Here is a 26,018-nt window from a genome sequence, read left to right on the forward strand (position 1 = left end):
ATGAATTTAGATAGAATTTACTTAGTCTCTGATATAGAAGAATTCACACCGCAGATTGGAAGATTAGTTTCAATGATGAACTATGCAAGAGTAACCACTTTAAATACAATAGAGGGTCTTAGTGTGGATCAATTAGATTATTTGCATGATGCGGATAGTAATTCTATAGGTGCGCTGTTAATGCATCTTGCTGCTGTAGAGCTTGGTTATCAATTGGATACTTTTGAGAAGCGAAAGCCAAATGAAGCGGAAATCAAAAAATGGCAGCCTGCATATGAGTTAGGTGATCTCGGGAGAAAAGAAATTAAAGGTCATTCACTTGATTTTTATATTAACGAACTAGAGGAAATGAGACAAAATACTTTGCAAGAGTTTAGAAAAAAAAGACTTACATTAAATGGATAGTGGAGTGAATAGTATGCCGATCGAAATAAAAGTAGCAAGTAAAGATGAGATAGATATTGTATATTCTACAATGGTCGACGCCTTTAAGGATTATGCGGGTAAGCTGAACCCGGCCTCTGGAGCATTATCAGAAACAACTGAAAATATCTTGAATACGATGAACCACGGCGGTGGGTCTGTAATAGCTTGGGATGGTTTAATAGCAACGGGTTCGGCAAGGTTTAAGTTTATTGAACATTATATTTACATTGGCAGAGTAGCCGTTTTACCTGAATATCGCGGAAAAGGGATAGGTAAAGCGATGCTAGCTTTCTTAGAAAAAATGGCAGAGGAAAAAAACATTTCTGAGTCAAGAGTAGAGGTTAGGCTGTCGATTCCAGATAATATCGAGATGTATAAAAGGTTTAGCTAAGGTGTATTGGCTTTACGATGTTTTTGTTGATGAAGATAATAGATTAGATTAATTTCGTTAAAATGGAGTTGGCAAACTTGAAGCAAATTGGCCAAGGTAGGACTGCGGATATTTTTGAAACGCAAGAGAATAAGATCATTAAGCTTTATAAGATGGGGTTCCCACAAGATGCGATTAATCAGGAATATCTAATTAGTAAGTTTGTTTATGCTCTGGGTATCCATACACCTGAACCATTTGAATTAATTCAGCAAGATAATAGACAGGGTATCATCTATCGAAGAATTATTGGAAGTACTTTGCTTCAAATGATGTCAAAGAGCCCATGGTCGATCAAAAAGTTTTCAAAAAAGTTAGCGGCTTTACATTATGAATTACATTCCTACGATGCAAGTGGTGTGTTGAGCCAGCAAAAAAAGGTACTGGCTAACAATATTCAAGGAGCTCCGTTTCTGAGCGAACTAGAGAAAAGTAGGATAAGGGACTATTTAGAAAGTTTACCTGAGGGTAACCTGCTATGCCACGGCGATTTTCATCCTGATAATGTATTAATAGGTGAAGAGAGCTGGATTATTGACTGGATGACCGGAACCGCAGGAAATCCCGCTGGTGATGCTGCTAGATCCGTTATTTTATTTGAATATGGGACTATGCCTGAAGGTACTCCGAGGTTGATTAAAGCGGCTGTTAGTTTTCTGAGGAACAAAATAAGGAAAGTATATATAAAACATTACCTAGATCTATCCCAAATGAAATACTCTGATATCGATAATTGGATATTGCCAGTAGCTGCTGCAAGGCTTGTAGAATGGATACCTCAAGAGGAGCAAGACAAGTTATTATTAGTGATAAGAGAAAGGCTAATGAAGTTAGCCTTGTAGAGGAGTGATTTAGATGATCGCTGCGAAAAAAATACATATAATTGGTGAAGTTGGCAGTGGTAAAACTTATCTGGCAAAAAGATTATCAGAAGCATTGAACTTACCACACTATCAATTAGACAATATTGTATGGAGTAGAGGTATTAAGAAAGACACTCGGAACCCAGATGAACTTAGGGATGAGATACTGAATAACTTAGTAAAGAAGGACTCATGGATTATAGAAGGAGTTCATTACAAGTGGGTTATTAATAGCTTATCCTCCGCAGATATGATTATATATCTGGATCTCAAAGTTTATCAAAGAGATAAGCAGATCATCAGTAGATTTATCAAACAAAGGCTTGGAATGGAAAAAGGGAATTTTAAGCAATCATTTGCCTATCTCTATAGATTAATACGATGGAGCCATAATTTCGAGAAAGTAAGAAAACCCAAAATAGCGGAATTCTTAGCTTCTTTTGAAGATAAAATCCTATATTTCAATAACAACGAAGAAGCTATTAAAAAACTGACTCAGTTGAGGGAATAGGTGCTAATATGGTTAGAGAAACGACAGCTAAACACGCGCTAAAGAAAGATGGAGTGATCTTTTGAATATTATTAAGGGTAATCGAGGTTCAGCGCGACTTATTTACAACGATCTTTTAATTGAAGAAATAAATGCCGTGCAAGAGTTATTTGAAACTAACAATAATATGAATGTGTGGGCGGGAAAGGAATACGATGCTAAGTACATAAGTCGCTGCTTTTCTGAAGGTGATTTGCCTCCCAATGGCAGCAAAGAGAATTATAAAATTCAAACCATTAAGAGTGTTAATACCGATGGATTAATCGGATTTATTGCGATTTATCATGGCTTCCCAGAAGCTAATATAGCATATATTGCTTTTCTGTATATCGGTACTCCATTTCAAGGGCACGGATATGGACAGGAAATAGTAAACTCCTTAGCTAACGAACTATCAAATCTGCAATATAAAGAAATACGGATTAATGTCGCACTCAAAAACTGGTCTGCTCTAAGATTCTGGAGCAAGCTTGGCTTTGATAAAATCAGTGGGGTTTTTGGTGATAAAGAGTTTGCAGAGGATAAAAGAGCGGACTTGGAATTAATTAAATTCTTGTGAGTTAAGACTTGGGAGGAGACAAAAATATGCCAACAGAGAAAAATCAGTTATTGGAAGAGTTTAACCAGTGGGTTTTGTTTGTACAATCACTAAATAATCAAAGTGATGAAATATGGGATTTGTGCTTAGATGAGGGGAAATGGAGCATTCGTGAGGTTGTTAGTCATATTATGAAATGGGATAAGTATTTTTTGGAGGAAGCTATTAATAAGATTTCAACTAAGTCGACCGTAGCAGTTAAACATATTGATTTCGATGAATTTAACAATAAAGCAAAGATCTATGGAAAGACGACAAGTATAATTGAGATCTCAGAGAAAGCTATTTTTTATCGAGTGCAGATTTGCAATCAGATCAGATCTCTCACAGATGAACAGTATATGGGGACCTATGTGGACGGGGACGGAAATCCCTTCCTAGTAACACAATATCTCAAAGACTTTATAGAGCATGACCAGCATCATATAAATCAAATCAAGAATATTAGATCAAAAAAGGAAGGATAAATGTGGACATAAGAATTGTAAGGATTAGAGCTGAAGAAAGAAAATATCATGAGGAGCTCTATGAGAATAATAAGCTTTTTGAATCTGGATCATGGTTGTTCAAACCAGTAAAAACGGTTATGGATAATCTTGTGTATTTTAACTCATATGAGCATATAACAGTTCTGGATTTAGGGAGTGGAATAGGTAGAAACAGTATCCCTGTCGCAGAAGCCATTAGGTCACGAAATGGAAAAGTTGTATGTGTAGATTTGATAGAATCGGCGCTGCTTAAATTAAGAAATAATAGCCTAGAGTATGGAGTAAGTGAGATCATAGAAACGCTAATATCAGATATTGGCGATTATCAGATCCCAAATAAAGCATTTGATTACATAATTGCAGTCTCGGCTTTGGAGCATGTAGAATCGGAGCTGAAATTTATTGAGGTTTTAAACAGAATGGCTCAAGGAACGATTGGTGAGGGGATAAATTGTATCGTAATCAATACTAACATTCAAGAAATTGATATTTTAACGGGTAATGAATTAGAACCCTTTATGGAGCTTAATATGACAACGATTCAAACCGAGCAGCTGCTCTCAGAAGCTTATCAAGGGTGGAGTCTCGTCTACACAGCAATGAAGCCGCTAGAATTTGTAATTGAAAGAAATAATCGAAAAGTACTAATGAAAAGTGACTGCCTGACCTATGTAGTTAGGAAAAAATAAAAAAGTAGAGGACAGTGGTCTCATGGGAATAAAAATAATTGAAGCATTAACAGAATCGCAAATTTTAGAGCTAGCTGAATTGTACAAACAAGAAGGGTGGACAAAAGATCGGAAATTAGCAGATATAAAAAGCATGCTCACTCATTCTAAGATCATTGGTTTAATCGACGAGGAAGCTAATAAATTAGTTGGATTTACCCGAATTTTAACTGATTATATTTACAGAGCAACCATCTTTGATGTAATTGTTCTCAAAGAATATCAAGGCCAAGGTCTAGGGCGGCTATTGATGGAAACCCTTGTGAATCATCCTTTGTTAAAAAATATTGAAAGAGTTGATTTATACACTTCAGAAAATATGATTGAATTTTATAACAAATGGGATTTTAATGTGGTTTCAGAGTCGACAAAGTTTCTTAGAAAAACAAATCAACAATAGGGGACCTAAATGAACATTCAAGAACAATTCAAAGCTAATGAAGATCAGCTCAAATTAAATCCTTATCCTGGACGTGGAATTATTATAGGTATACTCCATCTGGTTCTCATTTTGTTCAAATATATTGGATTATGGGAAGAAGTGAGAATAGTCGTAATCGTGTATTTCAGGAAGAAGAAAATCATTTTGTGAGGAATATGGCGTTTGATGAAAGTAAAATGACAGATCCATCGTTAATCATATATTACCCAATTAAATCTATCGATAACTTTCATCTTGTCACTAATGGTGATCAAACAGAAACTATTATGGAAGGTATTGCAGCCGGAGAGTCATTTGAGAGCTCATTGTTTAAGCGGGAGTATGAACCGGATGCGCCTCATTATACTCCTAGAATATCTGGAATAATCCACACTTCAGCAAGCAAGTATTCCTTGTCCATTCTAAAGACAGCACATAATCAATCAGGAGGTTGTCATCGTTTTTTTTATAATTATGATAACTTTTTACCTGGTCAGGGGCATTGTATTCATACCTACAATAACGAAGTTGCAGGACTATTAACTCCTTATCTTGGTGAACCTTTTGAGGTTGAATTAATGGAGGATATTGTTAAAATAAGAGATCATTATTGGAATCTACTAAATCAGGATAATCGCATCTCGTTATTGGTAAAATTTATTGATACTCAGAGTGGTAAAACAGAGATTTCTATCTTAAATAAAAACCAACATTGAATTGGAGATCGACAACAAAAAGTAAACCTCCTGTCCAAATTAAGCTCAAATGGAAAGAGGTTTACTATAATGTAATTAAATATATTTTTTTATGATCTCTGTAACTTCTTCAACAGTTTCATCTAAATCGTAATTTTCAACATTTGCGTCACATTCTTTTAAGTAGCTCATTTCGTTTTCATAACGCTCTAAATTCTTGTAAATGACTTCAGTCGTATCTCCACGTTCTAACAAGCGACTCATCACTTTGTTTCGATCTGCATAAATCATAATGCGGATGACTTTATCGCCGAACACTTCTTTTACAAGATCCGAGCCTTGGCGGTTTAGAATGAGATATACAAAAGGATGCTTTTGAAACATGGTATCGATTTCTTTGGATTTAATTCCGTAGAAAACGCCTTCAATTTCAATCGTCTCAATGAATTCATTGTTTTGCTCAGCTTCAGCAAATGCCTCTGAAGAAATAAAGTGGTAATCAACGCCATCTGTCTCATATAGTCTGCTTGGTCGGGTGGTATAGGATAAAACTCTTTGTATTTCGCATAATGCTCCTACTTGTTTGGCAACGGTTTTTCTCCCGGATCCATCAGGACCAGTAAACACAAATATTAATTTTTTATCATGTATTCCATCCATTTTATGCCCTCCCATTTCCATGAGTTTTATGTATCTTAGCTTAAATTATATCGGAAATCTATGGAATAATATATAGTAATTCTATTAAAATAAGATCAGAGTTTAAAGTGTGAATAAAGGTTTCTTATCACAGCTTCTAGAATATAGGAGATACACCGTAATAAATAGAGTAGAACTTAGTTAGGAAGTGAGAGGGTAGCATGAAACAGAAAGTTATCTTAGCTGGCGGCACAGGATTTATTGGGAAATATTTCAAAGATGAATTCGTTAAATTAGGCTATGAAGTGAAAATCATTTCAAGACAAGCTAATCATATTTCTTGGAATGATGAGGCTGGCATTATAGATGCTTTAGAGAATTCCGCGGTATTAATTAATCTTGCAGGGAAGTCAGTGGATTGTCGGTATACAGCAAAAAATATGGCTGACATTATCAGTTCAAGAACGGAAACAACTAAAATACTTGGAAATGCCTTAATGAAATGTATTAATCCAGCACGTCTTTGGATGAATTCAAGTACAGCTACGATTTATAGACACGCTGAAGATCGACCAATGACTGAGAAAAATGGCGAAATTGGTTCAGGTTTTTCAGTTGATGTGGCCAAAGAATGGGAGCAAGCTTTCTTCTACTTTCAATTACCCCGAACAAGGCAAATAGCTCTGAGAATTGCAATTGTACTTGGTGCGGATGGCGGAGTGATTAATCCGTTTAAAAAGCTGGTCAAATTTGGTTTAGGCGGGATTCAAGGGGCGGGCAACCAGAAATTTAGCTGGATACATATCGAAGACTTGTTTGAGATTATGCTTTTCCTTAAGGATAGAGATGAGTTAAATGGTGTATACAATTGCTCTTCACCTGATCCAGTTTCTAATCGTGAGTTTATGGATGAATTCCGTAAAGCCATGAACGTTAAATTTGGACTGCCTTCCCCCAAATGGTTGCTTCATCTCGGGGCAATTGTGATCAGAACGGAAGCCGAGTTGATCTTGAAGAGCCGATGGGTTATTCCTGAGAGGTTGGAGAACGATGGTTTTAAGTTCAAATTTAATAAACTCGATAAGGCGCTGCATCAAATTTTAGTGACCTAATTACAAAAGGAGAAAAATCATGGAAATTAAGTTTGAGGACTATTTAATAAGCGATAACAAAGAGCTATTAGATATTAATACGATTAAGCAGTTTCTAGCTAGAAGCTATTGGGCGAACAATAGATCGGAAGAACGGACTGAGAAATCGATTCGTAACTCTGATTGTTATGGTGTGTATCATAATAGTAAGCAAATTGGGTACGCTAGAGTGGTTACAGATCATGCTACCGTTTTCTATTTATGTGATGTTTTTATTGATGAAGAGTACCGTGGAAAAGGCATTGGGAAGAAATTGATAGAAGCGCTGACAAGCTCAGATGAGCTTAAGGACTTGCTGGGATTATTAGGAACAAAAGATGCACATGAACTATATAAGCAATACGATTTTGAAATGGAGCCAGAGAGGTTTATGAGAAGACTCCCTAATTACATTAGGAATATGAATGAATAAGTTCATTCCTAGATCACAAACAGAGATGAGATGACATATGAATGCTGGGTACTCAGGAACACCCTTAATTAAAAAGCTAGGTATTAAAGAGGGATACAAAATATGTGTAATTAATGGTCCGGATAATTATTGGGAGCTTCTTGGCAGTTTGCCTTCAGGCGTGGAAAAAGTAAATCCTAATACGGAAAACATAGATTTTCTACATGTGTTTCTAACAACTTTGGAAGAGTATGAGTGGCATATTCAAATATTAAAAACACGAATAGATCAAAAAGGCATGATTTGGATTTCATGGCCTAAAAAATCTTCTGAATTAAAGACAGATTTAAATGAAAATTTAATAAGATCCATAGCGATAAAGAATCAGCTAGTTGATGTTAAAGTTAGCGCAATGGATGAGATTTGGTCTGCAATTAAATTGGTGATACCTGTAAAGTTTAGAGATTAAAAGTGTATGAGAATAAGGAGTTAACCTATGTCCTTAAATGAGATATTTGATGTTTTTGATGAGCAGATGGTTAAAATTGGAGAAGCAAGCAGACAAAATGTTCACGCTCAAGGATTGTGGCACCAAACCTTTCATTGCTGGGTTCTTAGTCAATCACTCGAGGGAGAGCTGAATCTACTACTTCAATTGCGGCATAAGGATAAAGATACCTATCCTAATTTACTTGATATTTCATGTGCCGGTCATCTATTACAAGGTGAATCCGTTGAAGATGGTGTGCGCGAGCTGCAGGAAGAGCTGGGTTTAACCGTTCCTTTTGATGAACTCCAATTTTGTGGGGTAATTAAAGGAGAATATATGATCTCAGAAACCGTAATCGACCGAGAATTCAACCATATATTTATCTATCGATGCAATAAATTGTTGGAAGAGTATGATTTTCAGAAAAATGAGATTTCTGGTCTTTTTAGTATCAAGCTAATAGATTTTCAACAGCTGCTAAGCGGTAAAATTGATCTAATAGAGACGGAAGGAATCGTATTTGACGAAACGAAGAAAGAAATCCATAACGAGTCTAGAAAAATATATTTAAAGGATATCGTTCCTAATTCGGATGATTATTATAAACTATTATTTGATGAAATATCATATAGTAATGAAAGAGGAGCTATCAAATGACCTTACTCATAATATTTATATTAATTTTAGGATTTGTTGGCTTAATCGGAAACCAAACTTCTGGACTCAAAAGAATGAATGAAATGCAACGTTCCTTAGATGAAATCAATCAAAAATTAAGAGAAATGAATAATAAGAAATAAGAGGAATCAAAGAGTGAATCTTCTAAAGGCGGTTTATTATGATCAAACAAGCTCTAGTAAAGCTTCCTTTCGCCTATCAGCTAAGAATTCTTCAGCTAAAGCTAAAGAGAGGGACTCGAAATCTTTTTGTTAAGTTTGCCGAGCAAAAGCTTAGCGAGCCCATTCGCTTCGATCCCTTTCCTGATGAGAAAAGAGTGCTGCCATTTGGCAGCGGGGCAAGCATATATTACAATTATGTCGACCTTCGATTCGTTAACCCTACCCAACATAAGCTGCAATTCAAGATATGGGTAACGGAGCAGCATCTTAAAGGTATCCTATATAACGATCAAGATTGGCCGTTTTCTTATCACGTGGAAGAAAGAAAACATCAGTTTCATCAAAAATCAGGTAAAAACTACCGTCAGAATGAAATTTGGCGACGAGTTATCGACAAACGTACTGGAAACACAATGGAAGAGCAATTAATGATCCATAATTATTCAGAGGTTAAGTATGAAATAGATGATATAAAGATGAGGTTAGAGAATGTTTAGAAGCTCTTTCTTTTATAACCGAATGTGGAATGCGTTTATTCTAACCGCTGCGATAATCTATGCAATGATCATGATCAAACTGCTTTTTTTAAGACAGGCGGATGGATATTTTTCGAATAGATACAATTACAATATAGTTCCTTTTAGAACTATTAGACAATACATTGTCCATCGTGAACATTTTAATACAGAAACCTGGGTAAAGAACCTATTTGGGAACATCGTGCTTTTTATTCCTTTAGGCGTTATTGGACCTCTTCTGAATATTAGATTGTTCAAAAAAACATTGTTTTTAGAAGTCATAATAAGTCTTTTGTTTTGTGTAGAATTAATTCAATTAATCACTCAGGTGGGCAGCTTTGATATTGATGATATAATTCTAAATACCTTTGGAGCTTTATTAGGACTTTTGTTTACAAGTTTGTTAAGATATACAGTGAAATAAAACAAAACCAAGATGAATACAAGGGAGATAATCAGAATGAATGATTTTCAATCTTTAACTGAAACGGAATTGCATGAGTTAAACTTAAACCTACAAACCAAATATGAGGCTTTCAAAAGTCAGAATCTTAAATTAGATATGTCACGAGGCAAACCATGTGTCGAACAATTGGACCTCTCAAGAGGTATGCTGGATAGTGTGAAAGCGGAGGATAGCTTTAAATCAGAAGATGGTGCAGACACTCGTAATTACGGCGGGTTAGACGGCATACCTGAAGCTAAAAAACTTTTCGCAGAAATGCTCGAAGTTAGCGCTAAGGAAATAATTATTGGTGGGAGCTCCAGCTTGACCATGATGCATGATACTTTGTCTAGAGCTATGCTGCATGGTGTAAAGGGGAGTGAGAAACCTTGGAGCAAATTACCAGTTGTTAAATTCCTTTGCCCAAGTCCAGGTTATGATCGACATTTTGCTATATGCGAGCTTTTTAACATGGAAATGATTCTAATTGATATGAAACACGATGGACCGGATATGGATCAGATTGAGCGGCTGGTAGCGGCAGATAATTCTATCAAAGGTATTTGGTGTGTGCCAAAGTATAGCAACCCAGAAGGAGTAACTTACTCAGATGAAGTAGTAGATCGTCTAGCTAAGATGAGCTGTGGGGCTGCAGATTTCACTATTATTTGGGACGATGCTTACTGTGTGCATCATCTAACGGATACGCCGGATCCATTAAAGAATATTCTTGAAGCATGTAAAGCTGCAGGGCATCCTAATCGCGTGCTGATGTTCAGCTCGACATCCAAGATTAGCTTTGCCGGTGCGGGAGTTGCCATGCTGGCAGCTAGTGAAGATAACATCACATTTATTAAAAAACAGCTTTCCGTTCAAACGATTGGTCCGGATAAGATCAATCAGCTGAGACATGTGCGTTTTTATAAAGATCTAGCTGGTTTAAATACACATATGGTAAAGCAAGCCGCTATTATCAAGCCTAAATTCGATACCGTTTTGAGAATACTTGACTCGGAGTTAAGCGGCAAGAAAATTGCGACGTGGAGTAAACCTAACGGAGGTTATTTCATAAGCTTGAATACTTTAGAGGGCTGTGCCGCCGCTGTTGTGAAGATGGCTGCTGAAGCCGGTGTTACGTTAACCAATGCTGGAGCTACCTATCCATATGGAAAAGATCCACAAGATAGAAACATTCGTATCGCACCTACTTTTCCAACCGTAGCAGAGATGGAGAAAGCGATTGAGATTCTATGTCTTTGTGTACAAATAATAAGCGTGAGAAAATTCCTCAAGGTGAATTGAGTTGTTCTCTACTGCTGTTCTGCTTGTAATTCTATCCGGTTTAATTCACTCCATATGGAACCTTTTTACGAAGAAAAGTCTTAATAAGGTTGTTTTTTTGTGGTTTTGCCAAATCACGGCGGTACTAATTTTTCTGCCTTTAACCATCCATGAGGTTATAGGGAAATCGCCGGATTTCCAAATGGGTTGGTTGTTTATTGTCTTAAGCATGCTTCTTCACGGAGTCTATGTACTGTTACTTGCAAAGGTTTATACCTTAGGGGATTTGTCACAGGCTTATCCAATCATGCGTGGAATAAGTCCATTGCTAGTGCCGATATTTGCTGTACTAATTTTAAATGAGCATTTAAAGTTTATAGGCTGGGTTGGAATAGTGAGTATCGTGTTCGGGATATTATTGATCGGTGGGTTAAAGAGAAAAGCACTTAACCAGACTATGGTTTATGCCATTGCGGTTGGGGTTATGATAACAGGATATACGCTGGTGGATAAGTATGCACTTCATTATGTGTCGGCCATTACACTCAATGAGTTCTCTAATGTCGGTAATCTACTAGTTTTGTCGTGGGTCGCGTTGCGTTCAGGCGCAATCCGCAAAGAGTGGCAAGTGAACTGGCCGACGATTATTCTAGGCGGCGCTTTGGCACCAGCAGGATACATTCTATTCTTGAAAGCTTTGGAGCTCATGCCAGTCTCTCAGCTTGCTCCTATGCGTGAAATCGGAACGGTGTTTGGTACAATTTTTGGTGTTTTTTTACTGAAAGAGCCTCAAGGGAAAAGCAGAATTATAGCTTCAATATTTATTACAGCTGGGATTATCGTTTTGGCTCCATAGCCAGTCAAATAATTTGCAACAGATGTGAAGATATGAAGAGGCTATATATTATAGGAATCATTTGATTAAAAATTGGATTTGGAAAAGGAAAACCCATGATGTTTCAAGCAACTCTTAATAATATTGAGCTAACCTTCGAGACTAGCAAAGAATTATTCTCACCGAAAGCCATTGATTTAGGCACGGAGGTTATGCTCTCGAAAGTTGAATTTACAGCTGCAGACAAAGTTCTAGATTTAGGCTGTGGATATGGTGTTGTAGGCATTCTCGCAGCTAAGCTCATTGGGCCGGAGCGGGTAGTTATGGTCGATATTAACGCAGAAGCAGTCAAAATAGCTAAGCAAAACGCTGAACTAAATCAAGTCTCGGAAGTCTCCATTATGGAAAGTGATGGGTTAACGAAAATAGTTGATTTTGGTTTTACACTCATCTTAAGCAATCCGCCTTATCATGTTGATTTCTCTGTGCCTAAGCATTTTATTGAAAAGGGCTTTAATCACTTAAAAATAGGTGGAAAGCTTTTCATGGTGACCAAACGTAAAGATTGGTATAAAAATAAATTGATTTCTGTATTTGGTGGTGTGAAGATTTGGGAAGAAGAAGGGTACTTTGTGTTCATGGCACAGAAGACGCAATCCAGCTACTTCAAAAAATAAACCCGACCGTCATCTGGCGATCGGGTTTAATATGAACTTTTCGAAGCTTCAATCCCAATTAAAACCGGTTTTGAAGCCTATATCATGTCCGGCAACTTTGCCACCGGCTTGCAGCCCAACGTCATGAGCACCAAGATGTGCTCCTGCTTGCACGCCAACACCGTGGTCACCGCCTATTTGACCACCTGCTTGCACCCCAACTCCATTTCCACCACCGATATTTCCATCGGCATTAATGCCAACACCATACTTGCCGCCAACATGGGTTCCAGCATGAACACCAAACCCTTGACCACCACCAATATGGGTGTTTGCATGAGCACCTATCCCCATGCTGCCGATATAGCCATTAGCTTGTATGCCAACACCATGCAGACCTGGGTAATTCGATTGAGGCTGCTGTTGATCGGAAATTTGCTGTTCGGGATGATAGTTGGATATTTGAGGGTTGTAAGGATGCTGATAAGCAGTAGGATGCTGAGCGGCTGGATAATAAGGCTGAGGCGGATATAAGTGGGCATAGGGATGAACGGCTCTGTAATAATTGTAAGGGTAAATATAATGATTTACACTCATTTGAAAACCTCCATTCAGTTGATGATTTAGCCTATTCCATTCTGAACAAAAGTGATACTTGCCCCAAATTAAATGGGCATTAGCCTGTAAATAAGAAACAGCCAGCCTTCAGTTGAAGGCTGGCTGTTTCTTATAATGAGCTGGTTGATTTTAATAAATGTTTTGTGGAACCTTTTTTACAATTTGGTCAATGATTCCTCCACCTAAGCATACCTCATTGTCATAGAATACGACGGATTGACCAGGAGTGACAGCTTTTTGTGGCTTAGCAAAAATAACATCTGCCGTACCATCTTCATGTAAAGTAACCTGCACCTCTTGATCTGGCTGGCGATAGCGAAATTTGGCAGTACAGTGAAAAGCTTTACCCGGCTTTTTCTTGCTTATCCAATTGACACCTGTTGCAAAAAGCGCAGTTGAATACAGCCATTCATCACTATCTCCTTGCACGACATAAAGAATATTATTCTTTAAATCTTTATCTGCTACAAACCATGGCTCGCCATTGCCTGACCCACCAATGCCCAGACCCTGTCTTTGACCAAGGGTATAGTACATCAAGCCATCATGATAGCCTTTGATTTCACCTGAAATCGTGCGCATTTCGCCACGTTGTGCGGGCAGGTATTGGCTTAAAAATTGCTTGAAATTGCGCTCGCCAATAAAACAAACTCCCGTGCTATCTTTCTTTTTGGCAGTAGCTAAACCGGCTTTTAATGCTATTTCACGTACTTGTGTTTTAGGAAGGTGTCCAATGGGAAACATAGCTTTAGAGAGCTGCTCAGGGCTTAATGCATTTAAGAAGTAGGTTTGATCCTTATTGGAATCATTGCCACGCAATAAACGAGTTTCGCCGTCAACCTGAACGGTTTGTGCATAATGGCCTGTGGCTAGATAATCTGCACCTAAGTCCTGTGCTTTTTGTAGAAGCTCACCAAATTTAATTTCTCGATTACACATCACGTCGGGATTAGGCGTTCTTCCTTGTTTATATTCATCTAAAAAGTAAGTAAATACTTTGTCAAAATATTGTTTTTCAAAATTCACGGTGTAGCATGGAATGCCAAGCTGTGCGCACACTTTTCGAACATCTTCTGCGTCTTCTTCAGCAGTACAATTCCCGAATTCATCCGTATCATCCCAATTTTTCATGAAAATACCGATAACTTCATAGCCTTGCTGTTGCAGCAATAGAGCTGCTACCGAAGAATCAACACCGCCTGACATGCCTAGTACTATTCTTTTATTATTTGTCTGAGTATCCATGAATTTACCTCGCTTTACTTGCAACTGCTCTTATTTTAACATAATACTTGCAAAATTTTAAATTTTTATAGATATTTTCATGAAGTTGTCAATGTTAGACTCCCATAAAATGCAGATTTATGATAACATATATAAAGATATGGGTCGAATAGCGTATATAGTTTCTATGAATCAATAATTGCAGCAGATGAGGTGCTTGTTTGAAAATATCAACTAAAGGTCGGTATGGCTTAACCATTATGATGGAGCTTGCTCGCAAATATGGAGAAGGTCCTACTTCACTGAAAAGCATTGCTGAGAAACATCAGCTTTCTGAGCATTATTTAGAACAATTGATTGCGCCTTTACGTAACGGTGGCTTGGTTAAAAGTATTCGTGGCGCTTACGGTGGTTATATCCTATCGAAGCTTCCTAAGGACATAACGTCGGGTGATGTAATTCGTGTATTAGAGGGACCGATCAGCCCTGTTGATTTCACGGAGGAAGATGATCCTGCCAAAAGAGATTTATGGGTACGTATACGGGATGTTATCGCAGAAGTTCTCGATTCTTCCACGTTATTGGATTTGATTTCATTTAAGGATGAAGGAAAAAATGATAACTATATGTTCTATATTTAGGTGGAACAGATGAAGGCTATATATTTGGATCATGCAGCATCTACACCGCTACATCCCATTGTCATAGAACAAATGCTTCCCTTTTGGACTGAAGTTTTTGGCAATCCTTCCAGCATTCATGCTTGGGGTAGGGCTTCACGCTCTGCGCTTAATGATGCTCGTGAAGTTCTAGCTGGTGCTCTAAATTGTGTGAGTAAAGAGATCATCTGGACTAGCGGTGGCACGGAAAGCGATAACTTAGCTATATTCGGTACTGTGCTTGCGATTGCCTCAACGGCTTCTTACAAGAATCATATCATCACATCCCAAATAGAGCACCATGCGGTGCTTCATTCTTGCGAGCAGTTAGAGCGACTTGGTTTTAACGTCACCTATCTGCCAGTGGACTCTCAAGGTTTGGTATGTACGAAGGATTTAGCAGCCGCTATACGACCGGAAACGGCTTTAATCAGTATCATATATGGGAATAATGAGGTCGGTACGATTCAACCGATCGCAGAATTAGGCAAGATAGCTCATGATCACGGTATTCTTTTCCATGTGGATGCTGTGCAATGTTTGGGAACGGAGGCTATTGATCTTTCTATTCTTCCGATAGATCTAATGTCTTTATCCGCTCACAAAATACAGGGACCCAAGGGTATTGGTGCGCTTTTTTGTTCGAGTAAAATTAAGCTGAATCCTTTGCAATTTGGGGGTTCACAAGAACGCAAACGCCGAGCGGGAACAGAAAATGTTGCAGGGGCTGTAGGCTTTGCGGCAGCAGTAAAACTCATTATTACCAACAAGGCTAACAAAATACAGCATCTAGAGGCGCTTCGGAAAACGATGCTGGAATCACTTAGACTACATTTGGGAGATGAGGGTTTTGTAGTAAATGGCCATTCTGAAATGTACCTGCCCCATATCCTGAATATTAGCTTTCCAGGTGTTGAGACAGAGACCATGCTGATGAGCCTAGATTTAGCAGGTATTGCTGCAGCAAGTGGTTCAGCTTGTACTTCGGGTTCTTTAGAAGTGTCCCATGTACTAAAGGCTATGCATTTACCGGATGGGATAACGTCTTCGGCGATTCGATTTAGCTTCGGTTCGACAAACACGGAAGCGGAAATTGAACAGTGTACGCAAGTTATTGCAACCATTGTGCAACGCATACGTAATAAATAATAAGTCACTTGATGTTTAAAAAGTGATAAAAATGGATAAAAGAATAAAAGGCTACATTTAACCAAGAATAGGGTGAAAGCATATGCGCTGTCCGAATTGCAACTCCAAGGATATTGGGAAGATAGGTTCCCACCAATTTTATTGCTGGGGCTGTTTCATCGAATTAACCATAAATGGCGAAAAGATGTCGGTTTATCAAGTAGAAGAAGATGGTACTTTAAGTTCATTAGATGATCTTTTCTTCGAAGAGGAAATCGCTCAAATCCACGCCAATTAACGAATCAAAAAAACATCCGTTTTCAACAGATTGCCTAAATTTAGAGCAGTCTAGTTGAAAGCGGATGTTTTTTGGTTTAAAGCAGGTTAAGTTTACATATACTGTTCATAGAAGCTAGTCCTTTTTCAAAAGGAGGGAATTTCTATTGGACTATTTTGCCAAAAATCGTTGGTTTGCAGGCATGATTTATGGCTTGTTATCCTTGTTTATTGTATTCATGCTGATGCAAATCCGCCCCCTATTGACAGATCTCTACACTTTTCTTGCGGAGGTTCTAACACCATTCGCCATTGCTATGATAATCTCTTACGTGTTAAACCCTGTCGTCAGCTTGCTTAATAAAAGACGTGTTCCAAGAACCATTGCCGTCTTGTTGATTTATACGGTATTCCTAGCTTCTATAACTGTGATCTTAATGAATTTGATTCCGATTTTCATGAAACAGCTTCAGGAGCTAAACGAGCATATGCCTGAGTTCACAGTTAAAGCGCAAAACCTGATGAACACGGTTAAAGATAATCAGCTGCTGCCAGATACAGTTGAAAAGGGCATCCATACAGCATTACATAAGTTCGAGAATGGAATTTCCAAGATGATATCCAATTATATTCATGGCATTGGCAATACAATCAATATGCTGTTCATTGCCTTTATTATTCCCTTTATGGCTTTTTACATATTGAAGGATTTTCAGCTTATTGAAAAAACAGTGCTAACGTTCATCCCAGCCAAACACCGAGAGCGTACGATAAGAATGTTAGTGGATATCGATACAACACTGGGAGGTTATATTCGCGGCCAATTTATAGTTTGTATCATTGTGGGAGTTCTTGCCTACATTGGCTACTGGATTATTGGCATGCCTTATATGCTCCTTCTGGCAAGTGTTGTTGCCATTTTCAATGTGATTCCCTATATAGGTCAATATCTGGGTGCAGCTCCGGCATTAATTATGGCGTCTTCGATATCTGGGAAGATGCTGTTATATGTCGCGATAGTGAACATCCTGGTGCAGACCTTGGAAGGGAATTTCATTTCACCGCAGGTAGTCGGAAAAACCTTGCATATGCATCCGCTTTTTGTGATATTTGCGTTATTGGTTGGCGGCGAACTCGGAGGGATCATTGGATTGATCTTAGCTGTACCATTCTTTGCCGTCTTGAAAGTGATTTATCAGCATCTCAGCGCTTACTACAATCACCATAAACCCGTGTAGATCAAGTGATTGTAGAGTTGACATCTGGGATGCAGATGTTTATAATTTTCCTAAAACGTAGAAGAAATCAATGAAGCCAAAGCCCATCGCACAGAGATAAGGTTTCATGTCGTTCAAACGGACAACATGGCTGCGAGAACCTAACGATTGAAGAGTGGTCGATGCTAATTTCCGAGTGTGGACAATCTCCACCGGTTAGACCCGTTATAGTCTACTTAAGGCGATTGCATGAATACTTGCTTAGGCATTTATTTAGCAATAACCAGGGTGGTACCGCGAATTTGATTCGTCCCTGTATTTATACAGGGGCGATTTTTATTTTCATAAATAGGAGGAATTGGAAATGAAAGCAAGCGTCATACGTCAAAAATGGCTTGATTTTTTTGCTGAAAAAGGTCACAGAATTGAGGCTAGCGCACCATTGGTTCCTCATAATGATCCTTCTTTGCTTTGGATCAACGCTGGGATGGCACCACTTAAACAATATTTTGATGGAAGAGTGATACCGGATAACCCGCGTATTGCGAACTCACAGAAGTGTATTCGTACAAATGATATTGAGAACGTTGGGAAAACTCGCAGACATCACACTTTTTTTGAGATGCTTGGCAATTTCTCGATTGGTGATTATTTTAAAGAAGAAGCTATTACTTGGGCATGGGAATTTCTCACGGATCCTAAATGGATTGGCTTTGAGCCAAGCCGTCTATCGGTAACGGTTTATCAAGAGGATCCAGATGCTTATGGCTATTGGCATGATAAAATAGGGATACCGGCAGAACGCATTTACAAGCTGGATAAAGATAATTTTTGGGATATCGGTGAAGGCCCATGTGGTCCTTGTACAGAAATCTTCTATGATCGCGGCGACAAATATGGTGATTTAAGTGATCCTGAATGCTGGCCAGGTGGGGAAAACGAGCGCTTTTTGGAAGTATGGAATGTCGTTTTTTCTGAGTTCAACCATAATAAGGATGGCAGCTATACTCCGCTTCCTAATAAGAACATTGATACAGGCGCAGGATTGGAGCGATTTGCTTCGATTTTGCAAGACGTCGACTCTAACTTTGATACGGATTTATTCCAGCCGATTATTCAGAAGACCTGTGAATTAATTGGTGTGAAATATAACGAAAGTGAAGAACAAGACGTTGCCTTAAAAGTCATTGCAGATCATATCCGAACAGTCGTATTCTCAGTCACAGACGGGGTTCAGCCATCCAATGAAGGTCGCGGGTATATCATTCGCCGTTTGTTGCGTCGTGCTGTCCGTTATGGGAAGGTGCTTGGCACCAACAAGCCGTTTTTATATCAATTGACGACGGTTGTAGGCGAAGTGATGAATAGCTATTATCCAGAAGTTCTAGCGAAAAGTGAATTTATCCAAAAGGTTATTCGCACAGAAGAGGAACGTTTTCATGAGACGTTATCGGACGGCTTAGGCTTGCTTTCAGTCTTGGCGGAACGCGCTAAATCGGAAGGCAAACTTGAAATTAGCGGAGCAGATGCATTTAAGCTTTATGATACGTACGGCTTCCCGTTTGACCTGACAGAAGATTATGCACAAGAGCAGGGGCTGTCTGTAGACCGTGAGGGCTTTGATCAAGCGATGGATAGCCAACGGGATCGAGCCAGATCAGCACGTCACGACAGTGAGAGCATGAAGGTACAGGGCGGTCCACTTTCGACTTTTACGACTAAAAGTGAATTTGTTGGATATAATGAATTGGTAACAACTGCAAAAATTATTGCCATTATCCATAACCAACAATTTGTAGAAAGTGTGAATCAAGGGGATACCTGCCAAGTGATTCTAGATCGAACTCCGTTTTATGCAGAGAGCGGCGGTCAGGTCAGTGATCATGGTTGGTTAAAAACGGCAGGTGCGAATGCAATTGTAGAAGAAGTGGGCAAAGCGCCATTAGGGCAGACCGTACATTTTGTGGCTGTCGAATCTGGTGAATTAAAACTAGGTGATTCCGTAGATGCAACAGTGGATCGAGCACTTCGCGATGATATTATTAAGCATCATACTGCCACACATTTACTCCATCAAGCGCTTAAAGATGTTTTAGGGACACATGTGAATCAAGCAGGTTCCATGGTTTCAGCAGACCGCTTGCGTTTTGATTTCTCACATTTTGGAGGCATTACACCAGACGAATTGCAAGAAATTGAATTGCGGGTTAACCAGCAAATTTGGCAAAGCACCACCTTGAACATTACCCTTCAGCCTATTGCTGAAGCTAAGGCACTAGGAGCAATGGCTTTATTCGGTGAAAAATATGGTGATATCGTACGTGTTGTAAGAGTAGGCGATTACAGCATCGAATTATGCGGGGGCTGCCATGTTACAAACACAGCACAAATTGGACTATTCAAAATCGCAAGTGAGAGTGGAATCGGTTCAGGAGTTCGGAGAATAGAAGCTTTTACAGGGCGAAGTGCATATGAATATTTAGAACAACAAATGGATTTACTTAAGCAATCTGCAGCATTGTTAAAAACCAATATAAGTGATGTTCCCAAGCGAGTAGATGGTTTGTTGGCACAGCTGAAAGAGCTGAATCGAGAGAACGAATCGCTGCGTGGCAAATTGAGCCATGTGGAAGCAGGGCAATTAACAGATCAAATAAAAGAGGTGGGCGGAGTAACTCTTTTAGTAGCCCAAGTCGGCAATGGTGATATGGATTCGCTGCGCACAATTGTGGATCAATTGAAAGTTAAGCTGAATTCTGCGATTATAGTATTAGGCTCTGTTAGCGAGGATAAAGTTAATTTAGTCGCTGCGGTTACTCCTGATCTAATTGCAAAAGGTTTTAATGCAGGCAAAATAGTCAAAGAAGCAGCAACTATCTGTGGTGGAGGTGGAGGCGGACGTCCAGACTTAGCTCAAGCAGGCGGCAAGGATGCAAGCAAGCTACCAGAAGCACTACGCGCTGTCGAAGCGATGATTAAACTGCAAACCATTAGTTGATTATTTGTAAAATTTTCAAATTGAAAAGGAATTTATCTTCACCGTAGAGAATATATCAAGATGAACTTTTTTGGGGAGGTGCCTGTGATGAGTTCCATGGATAAAACAATGAAGTTCGACGTTATACCGGAAGGCGTCGAGACATCGTCGAAGGAAGTTATTTTGACCGTGTATGATGCTCTTCAAGAAAAGGGCTACAATCCGATCAATCAGATAGTCGGGTATTTGCTGTCCGGCGATCCGGCTTACATTCCGAGACACAATAATGCTAGAAGCATAATTCGAAAACGAGAGCGCGATGAGTTGATTGAAGAGCTAGTGCGTTCTTATTTGACTCATAATAAATGAGGATTATGGGATTGGATTACGGCGACAAAACAATTGGTGTCGCAATATGTGATCCATTTGGCTGGACAGCACAGGGAATTGAAGTCATTCGGCGCAAAACCGATGCTTTGGATAAAGACCGGATGAAAGTTCTAATGGAGCAATATGAAGTTACGGAGATCGTTGTAGGTTTGCCGAAGAACATGAACGCAACTATTGGACCCCGTGGAGAAACATGTCTGGCTTTTGCTGAGACGCTTCGCGAGCATTTTCAGGTGCCGGTACACATGTGGGATGAGCGATTAACCACGGTTTCAGCTACGCGTACTTTATTGGAAGCGGATGTTAGCCGAGCAAAACGTAAATTGGTTGTGGATAAGCTTGCTGCGGTTTTTATTCTGCAAAACTATTTGGACTCTAAAACGAAAAGGTGAGGATAACCATGACAGATTTTGAAGAACCGGAAATCATTTATATTCCTGACGAAGAAGGCAACGAAGAGGAATTTGAAGTGATTATGAAATTTGAAGTGGATGGATCCGACAGCAAATATATGATGGTTGTTCCGTTGGAAGAAAGTGAAGATGAAGAAAGCGATGAAGTCTACGCTTTCCGCTATGAAGAAGACGGAGACGACCTTCAGCTCTACACGATCGAAGATGAAGAAGAGTGGAAAATCGTTGAAGAAACGTTCAATACATTAATGGCTGAGCTCGAGGAAGAAGAGGAGCAGGAAGAGGGTAAATAGATGGATTCTTATCAATTGAAAGACCTAAAGCCTATTCACTTGCTGCAGAACGCTTTTGGAACGGAAATAGAACTTGAGGACGGCAATAGTAAGCCAATCACTTATCGTATTCTTGCCGAATTTTCTGTGAAAGAGAAGTTTTACGCGGTGTTGGAATCGGTCCAATTGAACAAGAATGAGGAAATATCCCTTTTCTATATTAATGAGAATCCTCAGGGTGAGCTTGAGCTGGAAACCATCATGGATGATGACGAATGGGAAGCCGTTGCCGAACTCTATGATGAGCTTACAGTCACCTTTGACGAATAAACAAGTTATAGGTTAGAATAAGAGGGGCGACAATAGGTCGTCCCTTTTTTTGTCGAATAACCGCCGAGGTGATTGTGATGGATTTTTCCGAGCAGAGCTCAAAGCTTAAGCCCAATCGATTGTTAAAAGTATTCAAAGTTATTATCATTGTTATCGTTATTTTGTTAATTCTTTTAGCAGGTCTAGCCTTTTATGGATGGCGTTATGTAACGAAAGAACTGAAACCAGTTGCTGCATCAGAACAGGTAGTACGGTTTACGATTCCAACGGGTTCAAACCCTACTCAAATCTCGGATATTCTAGAGGAGAACGGCTTGATTCGGAACAGCTCGATGTTCTGGTATTATTTAAAGTACACAAAAGAAGGTATACAGTTTAAAGCAGGTACATATGAAATGAAGCCAGGCCTGAAGAATAAAGAAATTATCGATCATCTTAATAAGGGTGATATTGTAAAAGTAGAAGTCATGCGTTTTACCATCCCAGAAGGATTCAATGTAGAGCAGATTGCTGCAAAGCTAAGTACGCAGAAGCTTGTCGATAAAACCGCTTTTATAGCAACCACGGATTCAGATCGCAGCTATAGCTGTGGCTGGACGGCGGATATTCCATCGGATAAAGCCATTAAACACCGTTTAGAAGGGTATTTGTATCCGGATACTTATGAAATGAAGAAAGATAGCACAACGGAAGATATTATAGAACGGATGCTTTGTGAATGGGATAATAAGCTGGAGCAGCTGCCGGCAGACTGGCAAACTCAATTAGAGAAACAAGGATTATCGTTCCACGAGCTGTTGACTCTTGCTTCTTTAGTAGAGCGTGAAGTTGTGGTTGAGGAAGAACGGGCCAAAGTAGCAGGAGTGATCTATAATCGCTTGAAGGATAAAATGCCCTTGCAAATTGATGCAACCGTCCAGTATTTATTCGACGAATCTAAAGAACGTTTATACGAAAAGGATTTACTGATTGAAAGTCCATATAATACGTATTTGCATACCGGATTACCACCTGGACCAATTGCCAGCCCAAGCTTGGCTTCCATAAAGGCAGCTCTTTATCCAGAAGTGACAAAATTCTTGTTTTATGTAACGAAAAAAGATGGGACCTCGGGGCATTTGTTCGCCGAAACCTTTGCACAGCACAAAAAGAATATTGCTAAAAGCAACGCTAAAAAATAATCAAGCCAAGGATGTTCAGGTATGAAAAAGCCTGAATTATTAGTCACAACTGGTTCGATTGCAGAAATACGAGTGCTTATTCAAGCAGGGGCAGATGCCGTCATATTTGGTGATCCTGCCGTATTAATGGCAACCAGAAATGCAGCAGTAGCTATTCCGATGCATTGGAATCCGGAAATGATGACGAATATCTTTCATTCCAAACGGAATATGGTGAGCAACTACCGAAGCTAGAAAAACTTAAATTTGCTGTACATTACGGTGCAGATGCTGTATATATAGGTGGACAGAAATATGGACTTCGTTCGAATGCAGGCAATTTCAGCTTTGACGAAATGCGTGAAGGCGTTGAATTCGCAGCACGATATGGTGCGAAGGTATTCGTTGCAGCTAATATTTATGCTCATAATGAAGATATAGCAGGATTGGAGGAGTATTTACAAAATCTGTGATCATAAGGACCATATTTTTGCACTAGAGGATAAACTAAATGAGTTTGATTTTGCTAGATTGGTGTTGGATTATCAAGGTTCTGCAGCGCGTAAAGCCCCTAGATCGGATGCGCAAAAAAAAGACTGCCAAATTATGATAATTTTCTCATTTTGGTAAAGGGAAACGTAGAATAATGTCGAAATACTAATTAACAATTATTTTATAATATTAGGATGGTGACAACTTGAAGGCATTTATCGCATTTATAAAGAAGCAATTTTCACAGCTATCCCGAGTTTGGAAACCGCTTTCGTCTTCGATGCAAACTACAAATTTAAAAAATGTAAAGGTTGAAAACCCTTTAAAGTCAGTGGGAATGAAGCTGTTTATTATTTTCTTTCTTTGTATTGTTGTACTAGTTGCCGCTACTGGTCTTTTCTCTTATTCCCAATCTAAAGGCATTATAACGACGAAAATGGCTTCATCTACGCAACAAACGATTAATCAGGCTGGAGAAAAGCTAGATCTGATTTTTGGTAATTTTGAGAATATGACTTATGACATTTTAACAGATTCAGAGATAACAGATAATTTAGGTGTTTACGGCTATGCCAAGAGTGAAGAGTTTGATAAATTTACTGCGTTTCGCAAGATATTAGATAAGCTTTCCAAAAAACTTTTCGGGAAGACAGGGTTAACTAATATACATATTCTCCCTATTGATCCGACTTTAAAGCCATTAACCACTGCTACTACCTTTGAAGAACCTGATAAGTACGTCAAGGAACCTTGGTTTGATCAGATTGTTAAAGCAGACGGTGCAGTTTCATGGTTGGATACAAAAGTAAAAGGGTATACGGAAGGTGCAAAACCAACCTTTGCTATTGGCCGATTATTGAAACCAGAGTCAGGGATTAATTTTGTGCTAGTCATGGAAATTGATGAAGATATTCTCATAAAAGGCATGGCTCAAATTAAAATTAGCAGTGAGCCAGGTACTAAAAGTGAAATTGTGATCGTTAACAATCAGAATAAATTGATTACGCCTTCAAAAAGCGAGGCAATTGAAGCTGTTTATCACATTCCATCTATTGTAGACGCTGATAAATTGAAGGATGAAGACCTAACAAACGATTACGATAATAAAACAGGTAATTATGATGGTGAAAAGCAATTAGTAGTCTACAAAACCATGGAGAAATCCAGGTGGACCATTCAGGCAGTTGCACCTGTAGAAGAGCTTGTTAAAGAAACAAGTCAAATTTTAAATGCTACTTTATGGATTGTTCTATTTGCCGTAATTGTTGCCTGTTTAGCCGGCTGGTTTGTGGCACGTTTGATTGGTCGTCCATTGGTAATTCTACGTAACTTGATGATGGAAGGCGAACAAGGAAATCTAACGGTTCGTACCCAACACAAGAGTAAAGATGAAATTGGCCAATTGAGCACAAGCTTCAATCAAATGATGGAACAGATCACTCGCTTGGTTAAACAAACGAATCAATCGGCAAGTGATGTGCTTGCTACAGCGGGTGAACTCTTGAATTCTTCCAATCTGACGGCCAATTCAGCTCGGGAAATCGCAATTGCGACAGAAGAGATAGCAAATGGCGCCTCAAGTCTTGCAATGGAAGCTGAAAGAGGCAATGGATTGACTCATGAAATTAGTATGCAAATGAAGCAAGTTGTGGAAGCTAATGCTAACATGGGTGTTTCAGCTACTGAAGTGCAGTACGCAAGTCAGCAAGGTACCCAGTACATGGCAGAACTAACAACTAAAACGACATCAACAGAGGTCATGACTCGTTCCATGGTGGAGAAGGTCGATCGTTTAAAAGATAGTACATCATCCATTCGCAAGATTCTTGATGTATTGAATGATATGACTAAGCAAACCAATATCTTATCCTTGAATGCAGCTATTGAGGCTGCACGTGCAGGCGCTGCGGGTAAAGGCTTTATGGTTGTAGCAGATGAGATACGTAAACTAGCAGAGCAATCGAAACATAATATTGGAATTGTAGGTACCATTACAGTCACCATTCAAAAGGAAATCGATGAAACGGTAAAAGTCCTATCTGAAGCCTATCCATTGTTCCAAGAGCAAATCAAATCCGTAAAAGATGCAGAGTTGATTTTTGCACAGGTGCAAGAAAGAATGGGCGGCTTCGTCGAACAATTGTCAGGTGTAACTATTTCCATTCAGGTATTGGATGAATCACAAAATGTATTAACAGAAGCCATGACTAATGTAAGTGCGGTATCGGAGGAGTCATCAGCTACTTCTCAAGAGGTTGCATCCCTAAGTAATGAACAATTAAATGTTAGTCAGGGCTTAGTAAACCTATCTGTTAAGCTGGAAGAGCTATCACATTCCCTGCAGAATTCGCTTTCGAAGTTCAGAGTTTAATTTATTATTAAAAACCTTCCCATTCAAAGGGAAGGTTTTTTAGTGTA

Annotated in this window: 35 protein-coding genes and 1 pseudogene; 33 read left to right on the forward strand and 3 right to left on the reverse strand. The window is 39.0% G+C overall.

The annotated features are described in order from the left end of the window. From EHS13_RS11510 to EHS13_RS11550, 10 genes are all read left to right on the forward strand, one after another. Window positions 1-405, forward strand: a complete 405-nt coding sequence (locus tag EHS13_RS11510; protein WP_155700491.1) for a mycothiol transferase — start codon at window positions 1-3, stop codon at window positions 403-405. Window positions 406-418: 13 nt separating this feature from the next. Continuing rightward, entirely contained in the window at window positions 419-817 is a 399-nt protein-coding gene (locus EHS13_RS11515) for a GNAT family N-acetyltransferase (RefSeq protein ID WP_162463073.1), read from the forward strand. A 77-nt stretch (window positions 818-894) separates the two neighbouring features. Next, complete coding sequence (locus EHS13_RS11520) at window positions 895-1,698, forward strand: phosphotransferase family protein (RefSeq protein ID WP_155700493.1); 804 nt, start codon at window positions 895-897, stop codon at window positions 1,696-1,698. A 13-nt stretch (window positions 1,699-1,711) separates the two neighbouring features. Next, on the forward strand, window positions 1,712-2,230 hold the full coding sequence (locus tag EHS13_RS11525) for a P-loop NTPase family protein (protein WP_193571494.1): 519 nt from the start codon (window positions 1,712-1,714) through the stop codon (window positions 2,228-2,230). Window positions 2,231-2,291: 61 nt separating this feature from the next. Next, entirely contained in the window at window positions 2,292-2,828 is a 537-nt protein-coding gene (locus EHS13_RS11530; RefSeq protein ID WP_155700494.1) for a GNAT family N-acetyltransferase, read from the forward strand. A 26-nt stretch (window positions 2,829-2,854) separates the two neighbouring features. Continuing rightward, the gene (locus EHS13_RS11535; protein WP_155700495.1) at window positions 2,855-3,334 is read left to right on the forward strand and encodes a DinB family protein; all 480 of its coding nucleotides are present in this window, start codon (window positions 2,855-2,857) and stop codon (window positions 3,332-3,334) included. Between the two features lie 2 nt (window positions 3,335-3,336). Continuing rightward, a complete protein-coding gene (locus tag EHS13_RS11540) occupies window positions 3,337-4,044 on the forward strand; it encodes a class I SAM-dependent methyltransferase (RefSeq protein WP_155700496.1) in 708 nt (235 codons plus the stop codon). A gap of 22 nt (window positions 4,045-4,066) precedes the next feature. Then, the gene (locus EHS13_RS11545) at window positions 4,067-4,483 is read left to right on the forward strand and encodes a GNAT family N-acetyltransferase (RefSeq protein ID WP_155700497.1); all 417 of its coding nucleotides are present in this window, start codon (window positions 4,067-4,069) and stop codon (window positions 4,481-4,483) included. 9 nt (window positions 4,484-4,492) lie between these two features. Beyond that, window positions 4,493-4,675, forward strand: coding sequence for a hypothetical protein (locus EHS13_RS36740; protein ID WP_227013894.1), 183 nt, complete (start codon window positions 4,493-4,495; stop codon window positions 4,673-4,675). Continuing rightward, complete coding sequence (locus tag EHS13_RS11550; RefSeq protein WP_264373580.1) at window positions 4,615-5,220, forward strand: IMP cyclohydrolase; 606 nt, start codon at window positions 4,615-4,617, stop codon at window positions 5,218-5,220. The genes EHS13_RS36740 and EHS13_RS11550 overlap by 61 nt, the downstream gene beginning before the upstream one ends. A gap of 75 nt (window positions 5,221-5,295) precedes the next feature. On the opposite strand, the gene EHS13_RS11555 is transcribed toward EHS13_RS11550, so the two are convergent. Further along, a complete protein-coding gene (locus EHS13_RS11555) occupies window positions 5,296-5,859 on the reverse strand; it encodes a guanylate kinase (protein ID WP_155700498.1) in 564 nt (187 codons plus the stop codon). A 200-nt stretch (window positions 5,860-6,059) separates the two neighbouring features. Between EHS13_RS11555 and EHS13_RS11560 the strand changes: the two genes are divergently transcribed. The 10 genes from EHS13_RS11560 to EHS13_RS11600 all read left to right on the forward strand — a co-directional run bounded on the left by EHS13_RS11560 (window position 6,060) and on the right by EHS13_RS11600 (window position 12,465). Continuing rightward, complete coding sequence (locus EHS13_RS11560) at window positions 6,060-6,950, forward strand: TIGR01777 family oxidoreductase (protein ID WP_155700499.1); 891 nt, start codon at window positions 6,060-6,062, stop codon at window positions 6,948-6,950. Window positions 6,951-6,969: 19 nt separating this feature from the next. Then, window positions 6,970-7,401: a GNAT family N-acetyltransferase gene (locus EHS13_RS11565; RefSeq protein WP_155700500.1), complete on the forward strand. Its 432-nt coding sequence runs from the start codon at window positions 6,970-6,972 to the stop codon at window positions 7,399-7,401. A gap of 37 nt (window positions 7,402-7,438) precedes the next feature. Then, on the forward strand, window positions 7,439-7,849 hold the full coding sequence (locus EHS13_RS11570) for a DUF3052 domain-containing protein (RefSeq protein ID WP_155700501.1): 411 nt from the start codon (window positions 7,439-7,441) through the stop codon (window positions 7,847-7,849). Window positions 7,850-7,876: 27 nt separating this feature from the next. After that, on the forward strand, window positions 7,877-8,527 hold the full coding sequence (locus EHS13_RS11575; protein ID WP_155700502.1) for an NUDIX hydrolase: 651 nt from the start codon (window positions 7,877-7,879) through the stop codon (window positions 8,525-8,527). Further along, window positions 8,524-8,670 (forward strand): hypothetical protein, encoded by a 147-nt coding sequence (locus EHS13_RS36390; RefSeq protein WP_193571495.1) that lies wholly within the window; start codon window positions 8,524-8,526, stop codon window positions 8,668-8,670. The genes EHS13_RS11575 and EHS13_RS36390 overlap by 4 nt, the downstream gene beginning before the upstream one ends. A gap of 38 nt (window positions 8,671-8,708) precedes the next feature. Further along, window positions 8,709-9,206 (forward strand): VanW family protein, encoded by a 498-nt coding sequence (locus EHS13_RS11580; RefSeq protein WP_155700503.1) that lies wholly within the window; start codon window positions 8,709-8,711, stop codon window positions 9,204-9,206. A gap of 22 nt (window positions 9,207-9,228) precedes the next feature. Then, the gene (locus EHS13_RS11585; RefSeq protein ID WP_227014015.1) at window positions 9,229-9,651 is read left to right on the forward strand and encodes a VanZ family protein; all 423 of its coding nucleotides are present in this window, start codon (window positions 9,229-9,231) and stop codon (window positions 9,649-9,651) included. A gap of 36 nt (window positions 9,652-9,687) precedes the next feature. Beyond that, window positions 9,688-10,974: an aspartate aminotransferase type Ic gene (locus EHS13_RS11590; RefSeq protein WP_155700505.1), complete on the forward strand. Its 1,287-nt coding sequence runs from the start codon at window positions 9,688-9,690 to the stop codon at window positions 10,972-10,974. Window position 10,975: 1 nt separating this feature from the next. Continuing rightward, complete coding sequence (locus EHS13_RS11595) at window positions 10,976-11,809, forward strand: DMT family transporter (protein ID WP_162463074.1); 834 nt, start codon at window positions 10,976-10,978, stop codon at window positions 11,807-11,809. Window positions 11,810-11,904: 95 nt separating this feature from the next. Next, entirely contained in the window at window positions 11,905-12,465 is a 561-nt protein-coding gene (locus EHS13_RS11600) for a class I SAM-dependent methyltransferase (protein ID WP_155700507.1), read from the forward strand. 48 nt (window positions 12,466-12,513) lie between these two features. On the opposite strand, the gene EHS13_RS11605 is transcribed toward EHS13_RS11600, so the two are convergent. Continuing rightward, window positions 12,514-13,041, reverse strand: a complete 528-nt coding sequence (locus EHS13_RS11605) for a hypothetical protein (RefSeq protein WP_155700508.1) — start codon at window positions 13,039-13,041, stop codon at window positions 12,514-12,516. 150 nt (window positions 13,042-13,191) lie between these two features. Then, window positions 13,192-14,307: a tRNA 2-thiouridine(34) synthase MnmA gene (gene mnmA, locus EHS13_RS11610; RefSeq protein WP_155700509.1), complete on the reverse strand. Its 1,116-nt coding sequence runs from the start codon at window positions 14,305-14,307 to the stop codon at window positions 13,192-13,194. A gap of 200 nt (window positions 14,308-14,507) precedes the next feature. On the opposite strand from mnmA, the gene cymR reads away from it, so the two are divergent. The 13 genes and pseudogenes from cymR (at window position 14,508) to EHS13_RS11675 (ending at window position 25,971) form a co-directional block, all read left to right on the forward strand. Continuing rightward, window positions 14,508-14,927, forward strand: coding sequence for a cysteine metabolism transcriptional regulator CymR (cymR, locus tag EHS13_RS11615; protein ID WP_155700510.1), 420 nt, complete (start codon window positions 14,508-14,510; stop codon window positions 14,925-14,927). Window positions 14,928-14,936: 9 nt separating this feature from the next. Beyond that, window positions 14,937-16,094: a cysteine desulfurase family protein gene (locus EHS13_RS11620; protein ID WP_155700511.1), complete on the forward strand. Its 1,158-nt coding sequence runs from the start codon at window positions 14,937-14,939 to the stop codon at window positions 16,092-16,094. An 82-nt stretch (window positions 16,095-16,176) separates the two neighbouring features. Next, window positions 16,177-16,371 carry a hypothetical protein gene (locus EHS13_RS11625; protein WP_155700512.1) on the forward strand — a complete coding sequence of 65 codons (195 nt, stop codon included), beginning with the start codon at window positions 16,177-16,179 and terminating at the stop codon, window positions 16,369-16,371. A gap of 145 nt (window positions 16,372-16,516) precedes the next feature. Next, complete coding sequence (locus tag EHS13_RS11630) at window positions 16,517-17,587, forward strand: AI-2E family transporter (RefSeq protein ID WP_155700513.1); 1,071 nt, start codon at window positions 16,517-16,519, stop codon at window positions 17,585-17,587. Between the two features lie 343 nt (window positions 17,588-17,930). Continuing rightward, window positions 17,931-20,564, forward strand: a complete 2,634-nt coding sequence (gene alaS / locus EHS13_RS11635) for an alanine--tRNA ligase (RefSeq protein ID WP_155700514.1) — start codon at window positions 17,931-17,933, stop codon at window positions 20,562-20,564. Between the two features lie 87 nt (window positions 20,565-20,651). After that, complete coding sequence (locus EHS13_RS11640; RefSeq protein ID WP_155700515.1) at window positions 20,652-20,912, forward strand: IreB family regulatory phosphoprotein; 261 nt, start codon at window positions 20,652-20,654, stop codon at window positions 20,910-20,912. Then, a complete protein-coding gene (gene ruvX / locus EHS13_RS11645) occupies window positions 20,909-21,325 on the forward strand; it encodes a Holliday junction resolvase RuvX (protein ID WP_155700516.1) in 417 nt (138 codons plus the stop codon). The genes EHS13_RS11640 and ruvX overlap by 4 nt, the downstream gene beginning before the upstream one ends. Window positions 21,326-21,333: 8 nt before the next feature. Next, complete coding sequence (locus tag EHS13_RS11650; RefSeq protein ID WP_155700517.1) at window positions 21,334-21,639, forward strand: DUF1292 domain-containing protein; 306 nt, start codon at window positions 21,334-21,336, stop codon at window positions 21,637-21,639. Then, window positions 21,640-21,948 carry a DUF1292 domain-containing protein gene (locus EHS13_RS11655; protein WP_155700518.1) on the forward strand — a complete coding sequence of 103 codons (309 nt, stop codon included), beginning with the start codon at window positions 21,640-21,642 and terminating at the stop codon, window positions 21,946-21,948. Window positions 21,949-22,025: 77 nt separating this feature from the next. Continuing rightward, complete coding sequence (gene mltG / locus EHS13_RS11660; protein ID WP_155700519.1) at window positions 22,026-23,129, forward strand: endolytic transglycosylase MltG; 1,104 nt, start codon at window positions 22,026-22,028, stop codon at window positions 23,127-23,129. Between the two features lie 21 nt (window positions 23,130-23,150). Then, window positions 23,151-23,363, forward strand: a complete 213-nt coding sequence (locus EHS13_RS11665) for a U32 family peptidase (protein WP_155700520.1) — start codon at window positions 23,151-23,153, stop codon at window positions 23,361-23,363. Further along, window positions 23,360-23,578, forward strand: a pseudogene (locus tag EHS13_RS11670) (peptidase U32 family protein); the annotation flags it as partial. The gene EHS13_RS11665 and the pseudogene EHS13_RS11670, both read left to right, overlap by 4 nt. Window positions 23,579-23,880: 302 nt before the next feature. Further along, window positions 23,881-25,971, forward strand: a complete 2,091-nt coding sequence (locus EHS13_RS11675; RefSeq protein ID WP_155705311.1) for a methyl-accepting chemotaxis protein — start codon at window positions 23,881-23,883, stop codon at window positions 25,969-25,971. Window positions 25,972-26,018 lie beyond the last annotated feature (47 nt).

Source organism: Paenibacillus psychroresistens (genome assembly GCF_009728935.1).
In the GTDB taxonomy this organism is placed as follows: domain Bacteria; phylum Bacillota; class Bacilli; order Paenibacillales; family NBRC-103111; genus Paenibacillus_AC; species Paenibacillus_AC psychroresistens.

Excerpts from the sequence above, each read along its gene's own strand:
- alaS (WP_155700514.1), top strand. The coding sequence starts at position 17,931 with ATGAAAGCAAGCGTCATACGTCAAAAATGGCTTGATTTTTTTGCTGAA.
- EHS13_RS11535 (WP_155700495.1), top strand. The coding sequence starts at position 2,855 with ATGCCAACAGAGAAAAATCAGTTATTGGAAGAGTTTAACCAGTGGGTT.
- ruvX (WP_155700516.1), top strand. The coding sequence starts at position 20,909 with ATGAGGATTATGGGATTGGATTACGGCGACAAAACAATTGGTGTCGCA.
- EHS13_RS11590 (WP_155700505.1), top strand. The coding sequence starts at position 9,688 with ATGAATGATTTTCAATCTTTAACTGAAACGGAATTGCATGAGTTAAAC.
- mnmA (WP_155700509.1), bottom strand. The coding sequence starts at position 14,307 with ATGGATACTCAGACAAATAATAAAAGAATAGTACTAGGCATGTCAGGC.
- EHS13_RS11560 (WP_155700499.1), top strand. The coding sequence starts at position 6,060 with ATGAAACAGAAAGTTATCTTAGCTGGCGGCACAGGATTTATTGGGAAA.
- EHS13_RS11585 (WP_227014015.1), top strand. The coding sequence starts at position 9,229 with ATGTGGAATGCGTTTATTCTAACCGCTGCGATAATCTATGCAATGATC.
- EHS13_RS11510 (WP_155700491.1), top strand. The coding sequence starts at position 1 with ATGAATTTAGATAGAATTTACTTAGTCTCTGATATAGAAGAATTCACA.
- EHS13_RS11640 (WP_155700515.1), top strand. The coding sequence starts at position 20,652 with ATGAGTTCCATGGATAAAACAATGAAGTTCGACGTTATACCGGAAGGC.
- mltG (WP_155700519.1), top strand. The coding sequence starts at position 22,026 with ATGGATTTTTCCGAGCAGAGCTCAAAGCTTAAGCCCAATCGATTGTTA.
- EHS13_RS11515 (WP_162463073.1), top strand. The coding sequence starts at position 419 with ATGCCGATCGAAATAAAAGTAGCAAGTAAAGATGAGATAGATATTGTA.
- EHS13_RS11625 (WP_155700512.1), top strand. The coding sequence starts at position 16,177 with ATGCGCTGTCCGAATTGCAACTCCAAGGATATTGGGAAGATAGGTTCC.
- EHS13_RS11655 (WP_155700518.1), top strand. The coding sequence starts at position 21,640 with ATGGATTCTTATCAATTGAAAGACCTAAAGCCTATTCACTTGCTGCAG.
- EHS13_RS11525 (WP_193571494.1), top strand. The coding sequence starts at position 1,712 with ATGATCGCTGCGAAAAAAATACATATAATTGGTGAAGTTGGCAGTGGT.
- EHS13_RS11675 (WP_155705311.1), top strand. The coding sequence starts at position 23,881 with ATGCAAACTACAAATTTAAAAAATGTAAAGGTTGAAAACCCTTTAAAG.
- EHS13_RS11580 (WP_155700503.1), top strand. The coding sequence starts at position 8,709 with ATGATCAAACAAGCTCTAGTAAAGCTTCCTTTCGCCTATCAGCTAAGA.
- EHS13_RS11545 (WP_155700497.1), top strand. The coding sequence starts at position 4,067 with ATGGGAATAAAAATAATTGAAGCATTAACAGAATCGCAAATTTTAGAG.
- EHS13_RS11620 (WP_155700511.1), top strand. The coding sequence starts at position 14,937 with ATGAAGGCTATATATTTGGATCATGCAGCATCTACACCGCTACATCCC.
- EHS13_RS11555 (WP_155700498.1), bottom strand. The coding sequence starts at position 5,859 with ATGGATGGAATACATGATAAAAAATTAATATTTGTGTTTACTGGTCCT.
- EHS13_RS11550 (WP_264373580.1), top strand. The coding sequence starts at position 4,615 with ATGGGAAGAAGTGAGAATAGTCGTAATCGTGTATTTCAGGAAGAAGAA.
- EHS13_RS11570 (WP_155700501.1), top strand. The coding sequence starts at position 7,439 with ATGAATGCTGGGTACTCAGGAACACCCTTAATTAAAAAGCTAGGTATT.
- EHS13_RS11605 (WP_155700508.1), bottom strand. The coding sequence starts at position 13,041 with ATGAGTGTAAATCATTATATTTACCCTTACAATTATTACAGAGCCGTT.
- EHS13_RS11575 (WP_155700502.1), top strand. The coding sequence starts at position 7,877 with ATGTCCTTAAATGAGATATTTGATGTTTTTGATGAGCAGATGGTTAAA.
- EHS13_RS36390 (WP_193571495.1), top strand. The coding sequence starts at position 8,524 with ATGACCTTACTCATAATATTTATATTAATTTTAGGATTTGTTGGCTTA.
- EHS13_RS11665 (WP_155700520.1), top strand. The coding sequence starts at position 23,151 with ATGAAAAAGCCTGAATTATTAGTCACAACTGGTTCGATTGCAGAAATA.
- EHS13_RS11565 (WP_155700500.1), top strand. The coding sequence starts at position 6,970 with ATGGAAATTAAGTTTGAGGACTATTTAATAAGCGATAACAAAGAGCTA.
- EHS13_RS11600 (WP_155700507.1), top strand. The coding sequence starts at position 11,905 with ATGATGTTTCAAGCAACTCTTAATAATATTGAGCTAACCTTCGAGACT.
- EHS13_RS11650 (WP_155700517.1), top strand. The coding sequence starts at position 21,334 with ATGACAGATTTTGAAGAACCGGAAATCATTTATATTCCTGACGAAGAA.
- EHS13_RS36740 (WP_227013894.1), top strand. The coding sequence starts at position 4,493 with ATGAACATTCAAGAACAATTCAAAGCTAATGAAGATCAGCTCAAATTA.